General features: G+C 32.3%; 16 protein-coding genes. 2 read left to right on the top strand and 14 right to left on the bottom strand.

The features are described 5' to 3' along the window. Positions 1–176: 176 nt before the first annotated feature. The 12 genes from ACQY44_RS04650 to ACQY44_RS04595 form a co-directional block, all read right to left on the bottom strand. Positions 177–893, bottom strand: coding sequence for a response regulator transcription factor (locus tag ACQY44_RS04650; protein WP_428229234.1), 717 nt, complete (start codon positions 891–893; stop codon positions 177–179). A 3-nt stretch (positions 894–896) separates the two neighbouring features. Further along, positions 897–2,483, bottom strand: coding sequence for a sensor histidine kinase (locus tag ACQY44_RS04645; protein ID WP_428229233.1), 1,587 nt, complete (start codon positions 2,481–2,483; stop codon positions 897–899). A gap of 59 nt (positions 2,484–2,542) precedes the next feature. After that, on the bottom strand, positions 2,543–3,139 hold the full coding sequence (coaE, locus tag ACQY44_RS04640; RefSeq protein WP_428229232.1) for a dephospho-CoA kinase: 597 nt from the start codon (positions 3,137–3,139) through the stop codon (positions 2,543–2,545). A gap of 1 nt (position 3,140) precedes the next feature. Continuing rightward, the gene (locus ACQY44_RS04635) at positions 3,141–4,139 is read right to left on the bottom strand and encodes a glycosyltransferase (RefSeq protein ID WP_428229231.1); all 999 of its coding nucleotides are present in this window, start codon (positions 4,137–4,139) and stop codon (positions 3,141–3,143) included. Positions 4,140–4,266: 127 nt separating this feature from the next. Next, entirely contained in the window at positions 4,267–5,457 is a 1,191-nt protein-coding gene (gene fabV / locus ACQY44_RS04630; protein ID WP_428229230.1) for an enoyl-ACP reductase FabV, read from the bottom strand. A gap of 108 nt (positions 5,458–5,565) precedes the next feature. Beyond that, on the bottom strand, positions 5,566–7,218 hold the full coding sequence (recN, locus tag ACQY44_RS04625; protein WP_428229229.1) for a DNA repair protein RecN: 1,653 nt from the start codon (positions 7,216–7,218) through the stop codon (positions 5,566–5,568). 52 nt (positions 7,219–7,270) lie between these two features. Beyond that, entirely contained in the window at positions 7,271–8,155 is an 885-nt protein-coding gene (locus ACQY44_RS04620; RefSeq protein ID WP_428229228.1) for a DUF4835 family protein, read from the bottom strand. A 64-nt stretch (positions 8,156–8,219) separates the two neighbouring features. Further along, positions 8,220–9,437 carry a bifunctional phosphopantothenoylcysteine decarboxylase/phosphopantothenate--cysteine ligase CoaBC gene (gene coaBC, locus ACQY44_RS04615; protein WP_428229227.1) on the bottom strand — a complete coding sequence of 406 codons (1,218 nt, stop codon included), beginning with the start codon at positions 9,435–9,437 and terminating at the stop codon, positions 8,220–8,222. Between the two features lie 9 nt (positions 9,438–9,446). Beyond that, positions 9,447–9,764 carry a DNA-directed RNA polymerase subunit omega gene (locus ACQY44_RS04610; protein WP_008463064.1) on the bottom strand — a complete coding sequence of 106 codons (318 nt, stop codon included), beginning with the start codon at positions 9,762–9,764 and terminating at the stop codon, positions 9,447–9,449. Positions 9,765–9,768: 4 nt separating this feature from the next. Next, positions 9,769–10,569, bottom strand: coding sequence for an outer membrane protein assembly factor BamD (locus ACQY44_RS04605; RefSeq protein ID WP_428229226.1), 801 nt, complete (start codon positions 10,567–10,569; stop codon positions 9,769–9,771). 136 nt (positions 10,570–10,705) lie between these two features. After that, on the bottom strand, positions 10,706–11,587 hold the full coding sequence (gene dapA, locus ACQY44_RS04600) for a 4-hydroxy-tetrahydrodipicolinate synthase (RefSeq protein WP_428229225.1): 882 nt from the start codon (positions 11,585–11,587) through the stop codon (positions 10,706–10,708). A 15-nt stretch (positions 11,588–11,602) separates the two neighbouring features. Next, positions 11,603–12,115, bottom strand: a complete 513-nt coding sequence (locus ACQY44_RS04595; RefSeq protein ID WP_428229224.1) for a DUF6913 domain-containing protein — start codon at positions 12,113–12,115, stop codon at positions 11,603–11,605. 47 nt (positions 12,116–12,162) lie between these two features. On the opposite strand from ACQY44_RS04595, the gene ACQY44_RS04590 reads away from it, so the two are divergent. Together ACQY44_RS04590 and ACQY44_RS04585 are read left to right on the top strand one after the other, a co-directional pair. Continuing rightward, positions 12,163–12,942, top strand: coding sequence for a 5'-nucleotidase C-terminal domain-containing protein (locus tag ACQY44_RS04590; RefSeq protein ID WP_428229223.1), 780 nt, complete (start codon positions 12,163–12,165; stop codon positions 12,940–12,942). Positions 12,943–13,051: 109 nt separating this feature from the next. Continuing rightward, on the top strand, positions 13,052–13,963 hold the full coding sequence (locus ACQY44_RS04585) for a bifunctional metallophosphatase/5'-nucleotidase (protein WP_428229222.1): 912 nt from the start codon (positions 13,052–13,054) through the stop codon (positions 13,961–13,963). Here the strand turns inward: ACQY44_RS04585 and ACQY44_RS04580 are convergent. After that, positions 13,949–14,644 carry a hypothetical protein gene (locus ACQY44_RS04580; RefSeq protein ID WP_428229221.1) on the bottom strand — a complete coding sequence of 232 codons (696 nt, stop codon included), beginning with the start codon at positions 14,642–14,644 and terminating at the stop codon, positions 13,949–13,951. The two genes, ACQY44_RS04585 and ACQY44_RS04580, sit on opposite strands and share 15 nt — an antisense overlap. Continuing rightward, on the bottom strand, positions 14,631–16,637 hold the full coding sequence (ligA, locus tag ACQY44_RS04575) for an NAD-dependent DNA ligase LigA (protein ID WP_428229220.1): 2,007 nt from the start codon (positions 16,635–16,637) through the stop codon (positions 14,631–14,633). The genes ACQY44_RS04580 and ligA overlap by 14 nt, the downstream gene beginning before the upstream one ends. Between the last annotated feature and the right edge of the window lie 101 nt (positions 16,638–16,738).

Genomic DNA, 16,738 nt, shown 5'->3' with positions numbered 1-16,738 from the left:
CAATCTTTGTTGAGTTACTCATGTGATTTCTCCCTGTGATCGAGATAACAAGATTGTGGCTTATTTGCTGTTAATGGTACGAAGATTTTGCAAATTAAGCGGATTTGCAATGATTTTTAAGCATAAAAAAAGCCCTGATTTCTCAGAGCTTAATGCTTTTCTTTTGTGAATTTTGTTTATTCTGAAACTTTGCTTTTAACAACTAATCTGAAACCTTCACCATGAATGTTAAGGATTTCAACATCTTCATCAGCTTTTAGGTATTTTCTAAGTTTAGCGATGTAAACATCCATACTTCTTGAAGTAAAGTAGTTGTCATCTCTCCAGATTTTAGTTAAAGCTAATTCTCTTGGCATTAAATCATTTTCATGAAGAATTAACATTTTAAGCAATTCATTCTCTTTTGGAGATAATTTTATTGGCTCGTCATTTTCGAACGTTAAAAATCTAAGTTTAGAATTCAGGTGGAATTTACCAATGTTAAACTCAAACTGAACTTGTTCCGCTTTTGTATCCGCAGATTTTCTTTGAATAATAGCTTTGATTTTCATCAATAAAACTTCTGAATCAAAAGGTTTATTCAAATAATCATCAGCACCGGCTTTGTATCCTTTTAGCACATCTTCTTTCATCGATTTCGCCGTTAAGAAGATAATTGGCACTTCGCTATTCTTTTCTCTAATTTCTTTGGCTAAAGTATAACCATCTTTATAAGGCATCATTACGTCAAGAATGCATAAATCATACACATCTTTCTTGAACTTCTCGAAACCTTCCATACCGTTTTTAGCTAAAGTAACTTCAAAGTCATTTAACATTAGATAATCTTTAAGAACTGCCCCAAAATTAAGGTCATCTTCTACTAAAAGTATTCTTTTGTTATTATTTTCCATATTTTAATTTATTAATGGTATTTTTATTATAAAGGTGCTACCTTTTCCTTTTTCGCTTTCAACATATACTTGACCATTGTGATCCTCTACTATTCTTTTTACATAAGCAAGGCCTAAACCATGTCCTTTTACATTATGTAAATCTCCGGTGTGCTCTCTGTAAAATTTCTCAAAAACTCTTTTTTGAGCCACTTTACTCATACCAAGACCATTATCTTTTACTTTTATCAGAATCATGTCTTTAACATTTTCCGTAAAAATTTCAATTTCAGGAATATCAGGCGAATATTTTATGGCATTTTCTAAAATATTAACCAATACGTTTGTAAAATGCACTTCGTTAATCAAACAGGTTGTTCTTGCAGCATTATAATGCTTTACAACAGTTCCGTGTTTATCTTCTAAAATTAAATTTACGTGTTCAATTGCATCATCGATTATATCGTGAATTGCAGTTGGCTCTTTTGTAATATCTAACTCTCTTTTTTCTAATTTAGAAATACGAAGAACGTTTTCAACCTGAGCATGCATCCTTTTATTCTCATCCCTAATCATTTGCAGATATCGAAATACTTTTTCTTTATCCTCAATAATTTTAGGATTTTTTATGGCATCAAGTGCTAAATTTATGGTTGCAATTGGAGTCTTAAACTCATGCGTCATATTATTTATAAAATCTGTCTTGATTTCAGAAATATGCTTTTGACGTAGTAATTGATTCAACGCACTTGTATACGCCACTATTATAATCAATGTAAAAATTATTGACAATATTGTAATACTCAACAACTCAGACAATAAAAATTTCTTTTTATGAGGGAAAGTAATGAATAATTCATATTTACTATTTCCTTCATTATCAGTATATATTGGTATGTGATAACTTGCATCTTTATCATAATGAAAACCATCAGATTTTACCTTCGTTGCAAGTCCACTGTTGAGAACGCCAAATTCAAACTTGGTATTTACACCATATTCTTCTAATTCCTTTTTTAAAAGTTTTTGAAGTTTATCTTTTGTAATTCTCCCTTCTATAGGAGTCAAAGAAGCAATATCTTTATACTGAATTTGCTGCTGAACTTTATTTAGAATGTCTAAACTACCTGATTTTTCAATTTTAAGATCCGGAATAATACTTTGTCCTAAACTATTATTATCGATTCCGTTATTGTTGTTATAAACTTCAGTTACTCTTTTAGAACTAAAATTTTTAAATCTTTCACTATTAAATTTTTTATTAAAAAGTGAACCGTTTATATCGTAATCTTCAGATGTAAGCGTATTAGAATATACTATAGTTTTATTTGTTTTTGTATTTCTCTGAACATAAAGAACCTCTAACAAATCTTCTTTTTTTGGAGTTTTACCAGTACTGTCTTTAATACGATTGTACTTGTCATAAAAACTGTATTCTTCTTGTTGCTCCAGTTTATCAGCGACATTACCAATTACTTGTGTAACGTGGTATTTAAACTGTTCATCATTGTTTTTGAACGAGGAATTGAACCAATAAACTTGTACCAGAATAATCCCTATCAGGGACAAACTCATCAGTAAAACAAGTATTCTAAAAAATAATTTATTCATCGAAACAAAATTAATATTTTAACAATATACTAAATAATACATTAACCAAATATTAACATTTAAGACTGATTTTGTTTTATATTTAAAATTTTAAGAATTTTAACAACTTCTTCTTTAGCAATTTTAAGATTACTGTTATTTATTACAAAATTGCTCAAAGAAATCCGTTTTTCATCATTCCACTGCATTTTCATTCTGCTCAAAACTTGTTCTCGTGTGGTATTATCGCGCTTAACGACTCTTTCAATTCTTATTTCCTCAGGAGCGGTAACTGTTACAATAACATCGCAATCTTTATAACGACCACTTTCAAATAAAATTGCGGCTTCATAAACTACGTAATTATGGTTTTTATTTTCCAACAGCCACAATTCAAAATCTTTTTTTACTGCTGGGTGTACAATGGCATTTAAGGCTGCTAATTTATCCGCATTATTAAATACAATTTCAGCTAATTTTGCTCTGTTTAAAATTTCATTTTCAAAAAGAGAATCTCCAAAAGTTGTTTTTATTGCTTGTATAATATTTTGAGACTGCATTACTTTTTTGGCTTCATCGTCGGCAATGTATACAGGAACGCCCATTGCTGCAAAATAGTTTGCAATAGTGGTTTTACCACTCCCTATTCCACCTGTTAAACCGATAACTTTAGTCATACTATACTTTAAAAAACATACGAGGAAAAGCCTCTTGTGGTTTTTTCTTTAAAATAATAATTTTTACAAAAGATTTCAAAAATCCTGTTCCATAACCATAAAATTGTTTCCAGACTGCAATTGCAGATAAGTATCCAATTTTAATGCTTTTATTCTGTACACTGGCTGTAAGAAAAATTATAACGAAATATACAAAATATAATTGTAATAATATATCAATGTTAAAAATTAATAGTAAAAAAGCTAATAACAAACCCAGTATAAAAACCGAAGGAAAGAAGAAAGTCAATTTATTATGTTCTGGATACCAACTATTTAAAATAGGTCTTGCGATTCCAAATTTATTGACCTGAACCGAAAATTTTTCCCAATCAATTCTACGTTTATGATAGACGTATGCGGATGGAAACAATCTGGTTTCGAATCCTAAATTCCATAAACGGATTGAAAGGTCCGGATCTTCACCAGGATGAATATTCCCAAAGCCTTTTGATGCTTCAAATGCCTTTTTTGAAATCCCCATATTGAAACTTCTGGGTTGAAATTTATTAATCTTCTCAGATCCCCCACGAATTCCTCCGGTAGTCAGAAAAGAAGTCATTGCAAAATTAATTGCTTTTTGAATATCTGAAAAACTATCTAACGCTTTATCCGGTCCTCCAAAACAATCTACATAATCTTGATTTAATGCTTTTCGAACTTCTGTTAAATAGTCAGGCGGAATGATACAGTCCGAATCAAAAATGATAAAATAATCGCCTCGTGCTTTTTGCATTCCAAAATTCCTTGAATCTCCAGGACCTGAATTCTCTTTAAAATAATACGAAATATTCAATTTTCCCTGATAGGTCATGACCACATCTTTGCAGGGTATCGATGATCCGTCTTCAACAAGAACAATTTCAAAGGCTTCATTATAATCAGATTTAGACAGACTTTCTAAAAGTTCATCAACTTCGTCCGGACGATTATACACGGGTATAATTAAAGAAAAAATCATAACGGGATATGCGGTATTAAAGTGGCAATTTTTAAATTTCAAAATTTTAACAAAGATATGTTATATTAATAAAAAAACCATTCGCTACAGCGAATGGTTTTTCATTTTATAAGACTTATTTCTTTATTTACTTGATGCTTTCAATTTCAACAACTTCATTTGTATCAGCAGTGTAATCTACTCCGGCAAATTCAAATCCAAAAAGATTTAAGAAATCGTTTCTATATCCTGCCAAATCTCCAATTGCAGGCAATGTTTCGGTTGTAGCCTCTAACCAGAGTTTAGCCACTTTAGCCTGAACATCTTCACGCATTTCCCAATCATCAATTCTGATTCTGCCTTTTTCATCTACAGGAACATCAGATCCATTGTATAATCTGTCCTGAAACAAGCGCTGGATTTGCTCAATACAACCTTCATGAATTCCTTCTTCTTTCATGATTTTATATAAAAGTGAAATATATAAAGGAATTACCGGAATTGCAGAACTTGCTTGTGTTACTAATGCTTTATTTACAGAAACATATGCTTTTCCTCCTATTGATTTCAAACTGTCTGTGATCGAGAATGCTGTAGCTTCTAAATCATCTTTTGCACGACCGATTGTACCTTTACGGTACACTGCTTCTGTCAATGATGGTCCGATATAAGAATAAGCAACCGTTGTAGCACCTTCAGCTAGTAAATTTTCGGCTTTTAAAGCATCAATCCACATGGTCCAGTCTTCACCACCCATTACTGCTACAGTATTAGCGATATCTTCTTCATTTGCGGGAGCAATAGAAACCTCAGTAACATTTCCTGTATGAAAATCAACTGTTTTATTGGTAAATGTTTGCCCGATTGGTTTTAACACTGAACGGTGCAAAACTCCTGTTACCGGATGTTGACGAACTGGTGAAGCTAAACTATAAATTATAAGATCAACCTGGCCTAAATCAGCTTTGATTAAATCTAAAGTTTGTCTTTTTATTTCATTTGAAAAAGCATCTCCGTTGATACTTTTTGCATATAAACCTGCTTTATGAGCTTCTGTTTCAAATGCAGCAGAATTATACCAACCTGGTGAAGCTGTTTTACCTTCAACAGGTGGTTTTTCAAAAAACACTCCAATAGTAGCAGCATCAGATCCAAAAGCACTTGTAATTCTTGAAGCTAATCCAAAACCTGTTGAAGCACCAATAACCAATACTTTTTTAGCACCAGCAATTGGACCTTTTGATTTGATATATTCTATTTGATTTTTAACATTTTGCTCGCTGCCTTTTGGGTGTGCAGTCAAGCAAATAAATCCTCTCATTCTAGGTTCTATAATCATATTTTTCTATTTATTCGTTGATTTGGTTAATCTTATCATTTAAGATAAACAACTAACTTATTTACGTTTGTTTAATTAGCTTTGAGTTGACAAATATAAATTATTTCTTTAGTTCAACAAGGCTTTAGCATGATTTAAAGCCGAATCAGAAACAACTGCTCCTGATAACATTTGAGCAATTTCTATAACTCTTTCGTCCTGAGACAATAGCTTAAGTTCTGATTGTGTATCGTCGCCTATCGTAGATTTGAAAACTTTAAAATGAGAGTCTCCTTTTGCTGCAATTTGAGGTAAATGCGTAATAGCAAAAATCTGCATAGTAGCACTCATTTCTTTCATAATTTCTCCCATTCTGATCGCAATTTCTCCAGAAACCCCAGTATCAATTTCATCAAAAATTAAAGTTGGTAATTTTGAATATTGCGCTAAAATTGCTTTTACAGCCAACATAATACGAGACATCTCCCCTCCTGACGCTACTTTTTTAAGCAAGCCAAAATCAGTTCCTTTATTGGCAGAAAATAAAAATTGAAGTTCGTCTTTTCCATTTTGAAAGTAAGTTTCCGATGGCAATAGTTCCATATTGAAACGAACATTTGGCATTCCTAAAGTTTCTAAAATTGAAATCAATTTTTGAGACAAAACAGGAATAGCATTCTGCCTGTTTTGATGAATCGTTACAGAAAAGGCATCTAGCTCAACCACTTTCTGATCTATCGATTTTGACAAAACAGCTATTTCTTCTTCTATATTATCCAGTTCAAGTAATGCATTTCCTAAAACAGCCTGAATTTCAATTAATTCATCTACAGAAGTTACCTGATGCTTTTTTTGCAAATTATAAATCAATTGCAATTTTTGACTTACTAATTCTAATTGTGCAGGATCATTCAATAATTTTTCTGAAGAATTTTGCAATTCCTTCGAAACATCATCAAATTCAATAGCTAAACTTGTAATTCGTTCAAATATATTTTGATATTCAGGAGCGAAAAGTGCAATTTTCTGCAAAGAAGTTTTAATTTCATTTAAATTATGAAAAACTCCAAATTGTTCTTCATTAGCAATTACAAGAGATTTATCAATTGCCTCTTTTATAATTTCAACATTGTTTAATTTTTCAAAATCAGCTTCTAATTCTTCCTGCTCACCTGATTTTAGTTTAGCAGTAACCAGTTCATTTAATAAAAAAGTATTATACTCCTGCTCTTTTCCTGAATCACTTTGCTTTTTTAATAAAGCATTCAGCTTCGATTTATCTGCCTTATATGCTTTTAGCACTTTTTGATACAACTGAATAGTATCAAAATTGTTTGCGATAGCATCAATTATTTTGAACTGAACACTTTCGTCTGAAAGCTCCTGAGTTTGCTGTTGTGAATGAATATCAATTAAAAACAAACTTAAATCTTGCAATTCCTGAAGATTTACGGGACTATCATTAATAAAAGCACGGGATTTTCCTGAAGGCAAAATCTCTCGTCTAATGATTGTATCCTCTTCATAGTCAAGATCGTTTGTTTCAAAAAATTCTTTTAAATTGTATTTAGAAATTTCAAAATGGGCTTCAATAACACATTTTTCTTCTTTGTTTTTTAAGGACGTTAAGTCGGCTCTTTTTCCTAAAACCAATCCTATTGCTCCTAATATAATAGATTTACCCGCGCCTGTTTCACCTGTAATTATAGAAAAACCTCTTGAAAAATCTATAGTAAGTTTTTCAATCAGTGCATAGTTTTTAATCGACAAGGACGTTATCATAAGGGAATTGTGTAAGTATAAAATTAGTAAAGAAAGTAATTGAAAAAGTCAATTAAAATTTAATCTGAGACCATTTAGTAGAATTTAAAGGCGATACTTTGTTCAGCATATCCGTTAAGTCTCCAACAGGAATACTTGGGCCACCTGAAAAGATAGAAACGATTTCATCTGATTTTGCATCAAAAAACACTCTGGTCAAAAAAGCATTTGGCTTAACAGAATTAAATCTGCCAATAATCATCAATGCAGACTTGACTTTTTCTTTTGATGCTTTTAAGTCTAAGCTCATGCCATCCAATCCGGTATGATATGCATACATGACCTGACGCAAGTCACTAAACATAGGCGAAACCATATCATTTATCAAATAGTAACGATTTTGAACTCCATCAGATTGATTCCATCCTTTAAATCCTCCCTGCTGTGCGACATTTGCAATATTCTGAGCTGTTTCAAGATATTGGTCCCCGGCTCCCATCTGAAAAGTATCCGCGTCCATTCCTAAAATTAAATAACTGTAAAAAGAAACTACAGATACCAAATTTGATTCAAAAGTAGTGGGATTAAACAACAAAGGCTCGTACTCCGTATATCTAAAATTAAAATCTTTATCATTATAATTTAACACCGGTGACGAATAAGTTGAATTAAAGATCAATCTGGAGGATTGCACCTGAATTGTTCCTGTAAACTGATCTGAGCTATTTGATGACAATGTAATATACATAGAACAATTGATTCGCTCATTTTGTTTCATAATCGATCCCGTCCAATCCGTTTTATTTACAAATTCAGATAATGAGGTTTGAAGTGTTTTAAAAACTTGTTGATTGGGATTGGGCAATCTCTCAGTATTAATAGTTACGGTACAATTCAACTGTTGTGCTTGTGTAAAGCCAAAAATTAAAAACACTAAAAGAGTAACTACTTTATTCATATGAAAGATAATATTTGGTTTAGCACACGATAGTTTAACTATTGTCCCTGACACTTATTTCAAATCATAATAATTTCGAGAAATGCGAAATCACTTTATCTAAAATATCAACTGCAACAGATTCTTTTGACTTCAATTCCATTGGTTCAATTCTAAAATCCTGATCAATAAAAGTTACTTTATTGGTTTCTTTTTTAAAACCTGCCCCTTCATCTTGTAAGGAATTTAAAACAATCAAATCTAAGTTTTTTTTCTGAATTTTCAACTTCGCATTTTCAATTTCATTTTCGGTCTCCAAAGCGAATCCAATTAAAAACTGATTTTTTTTGATTGCTCCTAAGGATGCTAAAATATCTTTTGTCTTTTCGAGTTCAATCGAAAACTCCTCTGATGCTTTTTTAATCTTCTGTAAAGCTACGACTTTTGGCCTGTAATCTGCTACAGCTGCTGCTGCTATAGCAACATCTACATCATCAAAATATAAATGACAGGCTTCATACATATCCTGAGCCGAAATTACATCAATTACTTTAACCAGTGTATTTTTTACTTTATAATGTGTTGGACCGGAAACCAAAATAACTTGTGCGCCCAGATTAGCAGCTTCATTCGCAATATCAAAACCCATTTTACCGGAAGAATGATTTCCTATAAAACGCACAGGATCTATTGCTTCGTATGTGGGGCCGGCAGTAATTAATATTTTTTTTCCTTTTAGCGGTAATTTACTTTCTAAATCAGCTTCAAGAAAAGCCACTATATTTTCAGGCTCAGCCATTCTTCCTTCTCCAGACAATCCACTTGCCAATTCTCCATTTTCAGCAGGAATCATTACATTGCCAAACTGTTTTAAGGCTGCAAAACCAGATACTGTTGAGGGATGTTTGTACATATCCAAATCCATTGCCGGAGCAAAATAAACCGGACATTTTGCTGATAAATAAGTTGCAATTAAAAGATTATCACAATTACCCGTTACCATCTTAGACAACGTATTGGCTGTTGCAGGAGCAATTAACATTAAATCAGCCCAAAGCGCCAATTCAACATGGTTGTTCCAGACAGCATCCTCATCATCCTGATTAAAGAAATTAGAATGAACAGGATTTTTTGATAGTGTAGATAACGTAAGTGGAGTTACAAAATCCTTAGAAGCAGGTGTCATTATCACTTGGACATGTGCACCTGCTTTTATAAAAAGTCGTACTAATGAGGCTGTTTTATACGCTGCAATTCCACCAGAAACTCCCAGCAAAATTTTCTTCCCGTTTAAAACTGACATTATACTATATTATTTGTTTGAGCTTCTGTGGTAAGTTTTACCGTCTAACCATTCCTGAACCGCTAATGCGTGTGGTTTAGGTAATTTTTCATAAAATTTAGAAACTTCAATTTGTTCTTTATTTTCAAAAACTTCTTCAAGACTGTCATTATAAGTAGCAAACTCTTCTAATTTCTCAGTTAATTCTTTTTTAATTTCAGAATTAATTTGATTTGCTCTTTTAGCCATAATGGTAATCGCTTCATACACATTTCCTGTTGGCTCTTCAATAACTGTTTTATTATAAGTTATTGTATTTACAGGAGCATTCGTCTTTTTTAAATCCATGACTTTATTTTATTTTAGTAAATTTTTGTAAATCAGTTTCAACCCTAGCATTCATTTCGTCTGCTTCTTTTTTATATTTCGTAGCGCTATTAAACTTAATCAAGTTGTTGTAAGCCACTTTTGCAACATTTAAACGATCTTCCATTTTTGAAGGAATACTGTTTATTGCTAATTTATATGCTGAATCGTATTTGTAAAACAGTGCATCTTCTTTAAAAGGTGTTCCGGGAAAATCAGCAATAAAATTATCAAATGCAATCAATGCTGACTTATAATCCGAAATTGTGTTATACCCTTTCGCATTTTCGTATGCTTTTTTCTCCAGCTTACCACTTAAAACCTTCACGGCTTCGTTAGCCTGAGCAATGTATTCTGAGTTTGGATAATTATCGATAAAAGCCTGTAATTTCTCTAAAGCTTTTACTGTATCTGTCTGATCTAAGCTGTAAACAGGAGCTAATTTTGAATAACTGTAGGCTCCTAAAAATGCCGCTTCCTGTACTTTTTCACTACGAGGGTATCCTGAAACAAAACTTTCGAACTGATAACCTGCTAAATAATACTGTTTTGACTTATAATAAGATTGTGAAAACATATAAAAAAGTTTCTCCGCCTGAGGTTTTCCTCTGTAAGAAGGGGCTAATTGTTCAAAAAGACGAATGGCTTTTGAATATTTTCCAGCATCATACATTTTTGTCGCCACTTCAAATTTTGCCGCAACATCTTCGTTTTTTAATGCTTTTTGGTATTCACTACAAGAACAAAAAAGGACAACAACAATTAATAGAGATACTATTTTTTTCATTTTCTTACTTTTATTATGATTTCTTAGACAATTATGCCAAAGCAAAATCACACCGAAGTTCCGGTGGCAAATTTAGTTATTAATTTAGCTACTACAAAATATTTTTTGGTATATTAAAATACCGGCAATCTTACTCTTATTTTATGCTGTTTTTTACAAATTCATTCAATCTGTTTGCCAAAGAATCATCAACGGTTACCAAAGGCAAACGCACTGTGTTCTCAGCAATACCAAGGGCTTGAAAGACTTGTTTGATTCCCGCAGGATTTCCCTGCTCAAAAATCATGTCAATACAATCCGATAAAATGTATTGGGTTTTAAACGCTTCATTTACCTTTTTATTTAATCCTAAACGAATCATTTCTGAAAATTCTTTCGGAAAACCTTGTCCAATAACCGAAATTACACCTGCCCCACCTGCTAAAACAATTGGTAAAGCAATCATATCATCGCCTGAAATTACAAGAAAATCTTTTGGTGCATTTTTGATCAGTTGCATCGCTTGCACAATATCCCCGGCCGCTTCTTTTATCGCTATGACATTACTAAAATCATTTGCCAGGCGAATTACTGTAGAAGGCAACATGTTACTAGATGTTCTTCCCGGAACATTATATAGAATTACAGGAATTGGACACGCTTCTGCAATAGCTTTAAAATGCTGATAAATCCCTTCTTGTGTTGGCTTATTATAATAAGGAGAAACAGAAAGAATTGCTTCAAAAGCAGAAAAATCTCTTGTTTTTAATTCTTCCACAATTTGCATTGTATTATTACCTCCAACTCCAAGAACCAAAGGCAATCTTCCTTTATTTATGTCGACTACAGTAGTAATAACCAATTCTTTTTCGGCTTGTGTAAGAGTAGCATTTTCAGCTGTTGTTCCCATAACCACAAGATATTCAACTCCTCCGTCTATCGAAAAATTAACGATACGCTGCAAAGCGTCGATATCTATTGAAAAGTCTTTTTTAAATGGCGTCACAAGCGCAACACCAGTTCCTATTAATGATTGCATATTCTAATTTATATTTTATTTTATACTCTTTAAATATTTAAACAATTCATGAACGAAAAGTTTATGATTCTCTATAGTGGTATTAATCATCCAGCGATTCAATTTTTTATCTACGGATGCAAATCCCACTTTAAATTTAGCTCTTGATTTATGGGTTATCATCATCAAAATGGCTATTTCGAGGTTATAATAACTAATCAAAAGATCAAATTCTGTCCCGATAAATTCATTCAAAAAAGTTTCTGTGATCTCGCCATTCCAATTGATATGTTTATTACCAAAAGTAGGCATTGAATACGTTTCTTTCTCTTTAAATTTACTTCTATACACCACAACTTTTATGTTTTGAGGAGCAATCCCCTGCAAAACCAGTTCATTTACCAGTTCGTTTGAATGCCTAAAATCGCTCTCATCAATCAGTAAACCAATTGTTTGTATATTACTGGTAAAGACTTCGTTTTTAACATTACTAAAGTTATTTTTTAATGATTTTTTTACAAAAAATTCCTTTATATAATTTAAAAACATAGTACTTTTGCCAGATTACAAAATTAATTATTTAAGTCGCATTTAAGATGGTAAAACTAAAAAAGTATAACGGATTTTTAAAACTTTTTGTTATATTCTTAACACTTTTTTTTATAACTTCTTGCAGTCAGAAAAATTACAATTTGACGAAGATAGAAGGAAAACAACTTCCAATCACTGAAAAGGACGGACAAACTCCGGCAATGGAAAATTTTATTAAACCTTATCGCGATCATATCAATAAGGATTTAGACAGTGTTTTGGCCTATTGCCCGGAAACTCTTGACAAAAGTACCGGAAAATGGCAAACCAGTATTGGTAATTTATTAGCTGATGCTTGTGTCGAACGAGGAAATCTTGTTTTTAAAGCACGTGAGAAAAAAAGCATTGACTTATGTCTCTTAAACCATGGCGGAATTCGTGCTATTTTACCAAAAGGAAATGTAACTACAAGAACTGCTTTTGAAATTATGCCTTTTGAAAACAATTTGGTTGTTGTGGCATTAAAAGGAGATCAAATCCTTGAAATTGCTGCTTATATTATTAAGGAGAAAAAACCACAGCCTTTATCCGGAATGACTTTTACAATCGCAAAAGATAATACCGCTAAGAATATTTTAATTCAGGGAAAACCTCTTGACGTTAACAAGATCTATTATGTAGCTACGAATGACTATCTGGCGAATGGCGGTGATAGCATGACTTTTTTCGCTAAAGGTGTCCAAAAATTTGATTTGAATTATAAGCTTCGAAACGTATTGATTGATTATTTTAAATCAGTTGATACTATTCCGGTAGCAAAAGATATCAGAATTACAGAAGAATAAAAAGTTCGCCACGAATTTCACGAATTTACACAAATTTTAAATGTGTGAATTCGTGAAATTGGCAAAAAAAATAGCAAAAAAAATATCGTTTCCGCAAAAAATATACAAAATGAAAAGAAGAGAATTTATCGAAAAAACAGCTGCAAGTACTGCCTTATTAAGTTTAGGTCTGTCATTAAGCAGTTTTGAAACTAACGATATTAAGCACTTAACGATTCTACATACTAATGATGTTCACAGCCATATCGATCCTTTTCCGGCTGATGATCCCCGTAACCCAAACAAAGGTGGTGTTTCCAGAAGAGCAGCTCTTATAGAAACCATTCGTCAGGAAAATCCAAATGTTCTTTTATTAGATGCAGGAGATATTTTTCAGGGAACTCCTTACTTTAATTATTATGGAGGAGAACTTGAATTCAAATTAATGAGCATGATGAAATACGATGCATCGACTATTGGAAATCACGATTTTGATAATGGTCTTGACGGATTATATGCTCAAATGCCACATGCTACTTTTGAATTTATCAATTCTAATTATGACTTTAAGAATACAGTCATGAACGGTCTTGTAAAACCGTATAAAATCTTTAATAAAAACGGAATTAAAGTGGGGGTTTTTGGTGTAGGAATTGAACTTGCCGGCTTGGTAGACAAACAAATGTATAAGGAGACTGTTTATAATGATCCGGTTGAAGTTGCTCAGGATATGACGCAATTGTTAAAAAAGGAAGAAAAATGCGACTTAGTTATTTGCCTTTCGCATTTAGGTTATAAATACAAAGACGACGAATCTAAAATTTCTGATTTAAAATTTGCAGCACAAACGCAGGATATTGATTTGATTATTGGTGGGCACACCCATACCTTTTTAGATAAACCAACTATTGTAAAAAATAAAGCAGGACAAGATGTATTGGTGAACCAGGTAGGTTGCTACGGAATAAATTTAGGCCGTATTGATTTTTATTTTGATAAGAACAAAGCACACACTCATCAGGGAAAATCAATTATAGTGTAATTTTTTTTTATGAATTTTGGCTTTTTCTAAAAAGTATTCTACCATAAAGAAATAAGCCAAAATTTGAGTTACATCACGAATCAAAACGAGGACGATAGAACGCGAAAAGTATTCGTTGAATATATAGAATATATCCGAAAAAATATAACTGATGGCCATTAAAGACATTAATAATGCAATATGTGTGCCTTTTGTAATATAACTTACAAACGAAAAATAACTTAAAACCCCCAGTATAATTCCATAAAAAGCATAAAGAAGACTGAACTTTTTCATGCTGTCAAACTGCATGCCTAGCACGGAAACCAGTAAATAAACGATAAATATAATTACTATAGTTACCGGCAAAACATCCTTTTTGGTTAGTTTTATTTTTTCATGTTCTAATAGAAAAATCTTCAATAGCAAGAGGTAGACTAGCAAAAAGCATATTACTGCACCTATTTCAGAAATTTCGATATCCATTAAATCAAAAACCTGACCTATAAAGCAGAATAGGAAAATTAATACTTCTGTTTTTCTAATTTTAAACTCACTACTTATTAAATAGTAAATAAAAATTGCAGGAAGTACAATTGCTTTGGCATAGAGTGCAAAAAAATCCTGCTCCGTACAATCAAAAATGATTGTACATAGCAGGGCTAAAAAGAATAAAATCAACGACGGTTTATTCGCTTTCATTTAATTTGGTTATAAAATCTTCCTCTGACAAGATAGGGATATTTAGTTTACCGGCCTTTTCTAATTTTGCAGGTCCCATATTATCTCCGGCTACCACAAAATCAGTTTTAGCAGAGATTGAACTTCCTACTTTTCCTCCGTTATCTTCTATTGTTTTCTTTAATTCATCTCTTGAAAATTGAGTAAAAACTCCAGAAACAACAAATGTTTTTCCGATAAATTTTTCAGTAGCATTCGGGTTGACTTTTTCTACTATTTCAAACTGAACACCGTAGCTTTTTAGGCGTTCAATTATTTTTTGGTTTTCTTCATTTTCGAAAAACTCAATCACACTTCTGGCAATTCTTTCTCCAATTTCATCTACAAGAATTAAATCCATTAAAGAAGCTTTGCTTAATGCATCGATATTTTTATAATGTTTGGCTAATTTTTTAGCGACAGTTTCTCCTACAAAACGAATCCCGAGCGCAAAAAGCACACTTTCAAACGGAATTTCCTTTGATTTTTCGACACCATTTACCAGATTTTCTGCAGATTTTTTTGCCATTCTTTCTAAGTGCAAAATATCCTCTACTTTTAATTCGTATAAATCAGCGTAATTATGAACCAGGCCATTCTTAAAAAGCAGCGCCACTGTTTCGCCACCCAGACCTTCAATATCCATTGCTTTTCTTGAAATATAATGCTGGATTCTACCTATAATTTGCGGAGGACATCCGTAAAAATTAGGACAATAATGGTTCGCTTCTCCTTCATTTCGAACCAATTCGGTTTGGCATTCGGGACAATGTGTGATGTATTTTGTTGGTTCTGAATCTTCAGGACGTTTTGATAGATCTACAGCGATAATTTTAGGAATGATTTCTCCTCCTTTTTCAACAAAAACAGTATCATTTATTCTGATATCTAATTTTTCTATTTGATCTGCATTGTGCAAAGAAGCTCTTTTTACAATGGTTCCTGCCAATTGTACGGGTGCTAAATTAGCTACGGGCGTTATGGCTCCGGTACGCCCAACCTGATAGGTAATTGAATTTAATTGAGTCGAAACTTGCTCCGATTTAAATTTATATGCAATTGCCCAACGTGGCGATTTTGCAGTATATCCTAATTCTTCCTGATAATGGATGCTATTGACTTTTACAACAACTCCATCCGTTTCATAAGGTAAAGTATGCCTGTGTACATCCCAATAATCGATGAAATCAAAAACTTCCTGCATATTATTTACTAATTTTGCTTCGCCTGGGACTTTAAATCCCCATTTTCGGGCAGATTCTAATCCTTCAAACTGAGATGAAAAAGGTAAATTATTTCCGGTTACAAAGTACAATAAACATTCTAAAGGGCGCTTTGCAACCTCAGCACTATCTTGCAATTTTAAACTTCCTGAGGCTGTGTTTCTCGGATTTGAATAAGGTGTTTCCCCTATTTCGATTAATTCCTGGTTCATTTTTTCGAAACCTGCAAATGGCAAAATAATTTCGCCGCGAATATCAAATCGTTGAGGATAATTTCCTTTTAATTTTAACGGAATCGATTTTATTGTTTTGATGTTATTGGTCACCTCATCTCCCTGAAAACCATCTCCCCGGGTTAAAGCTTGTACCAATTTTCCGTTTTCATACGTAATACTTATCGACGCTCCATCATACTTCAATTCGCAAGTATATTGTAAATCAACATTTCCCAGAACTTTCTGAATTCTATTTTCCCAATCCAGTAAATCTTCTTTAGAATAAGAATTATCCAAAGAATACATGCGGGATTGATGCGGGATTGTTTTAAAATTTTTCGTCACTGTACCTCCCACTCGCTGTGTTGGAGAATTTTCATCAAAAAATTCAGGATGCTTATTCTCTAAATCCTGAAGTTCTTTTAGTTTAATATCAAAATCATAATCAGAAATTGTGGCATTATCTAACACATAATAATTGTAATTGTGCTGATTAAGTTCGTCTCGTAAAGCCTGAATTGTTTCTTGAATACTCATAAAATATTAAAATACTGAAGGTTGTGTTTTATAATAACTGAATATCAAAATTAGGATTATTTTTGTTCAAAAACAGTAAAAAACGAAAGTTTTATAAAATC

Source organism: Flavobacterium sp., from assembly GCF_965277525.1.
Taxonomy (GTDB): domain Bacteria; phylum Bacteroidota; class Bacteroidia; order Flavobacteriales; family Flavobacteriaceae; genus Flavobacterium.
Note: the sequence above shows the minus strand (reverse complement) of the source record. Positions and strands in the feature narration are given on the sequence as shown.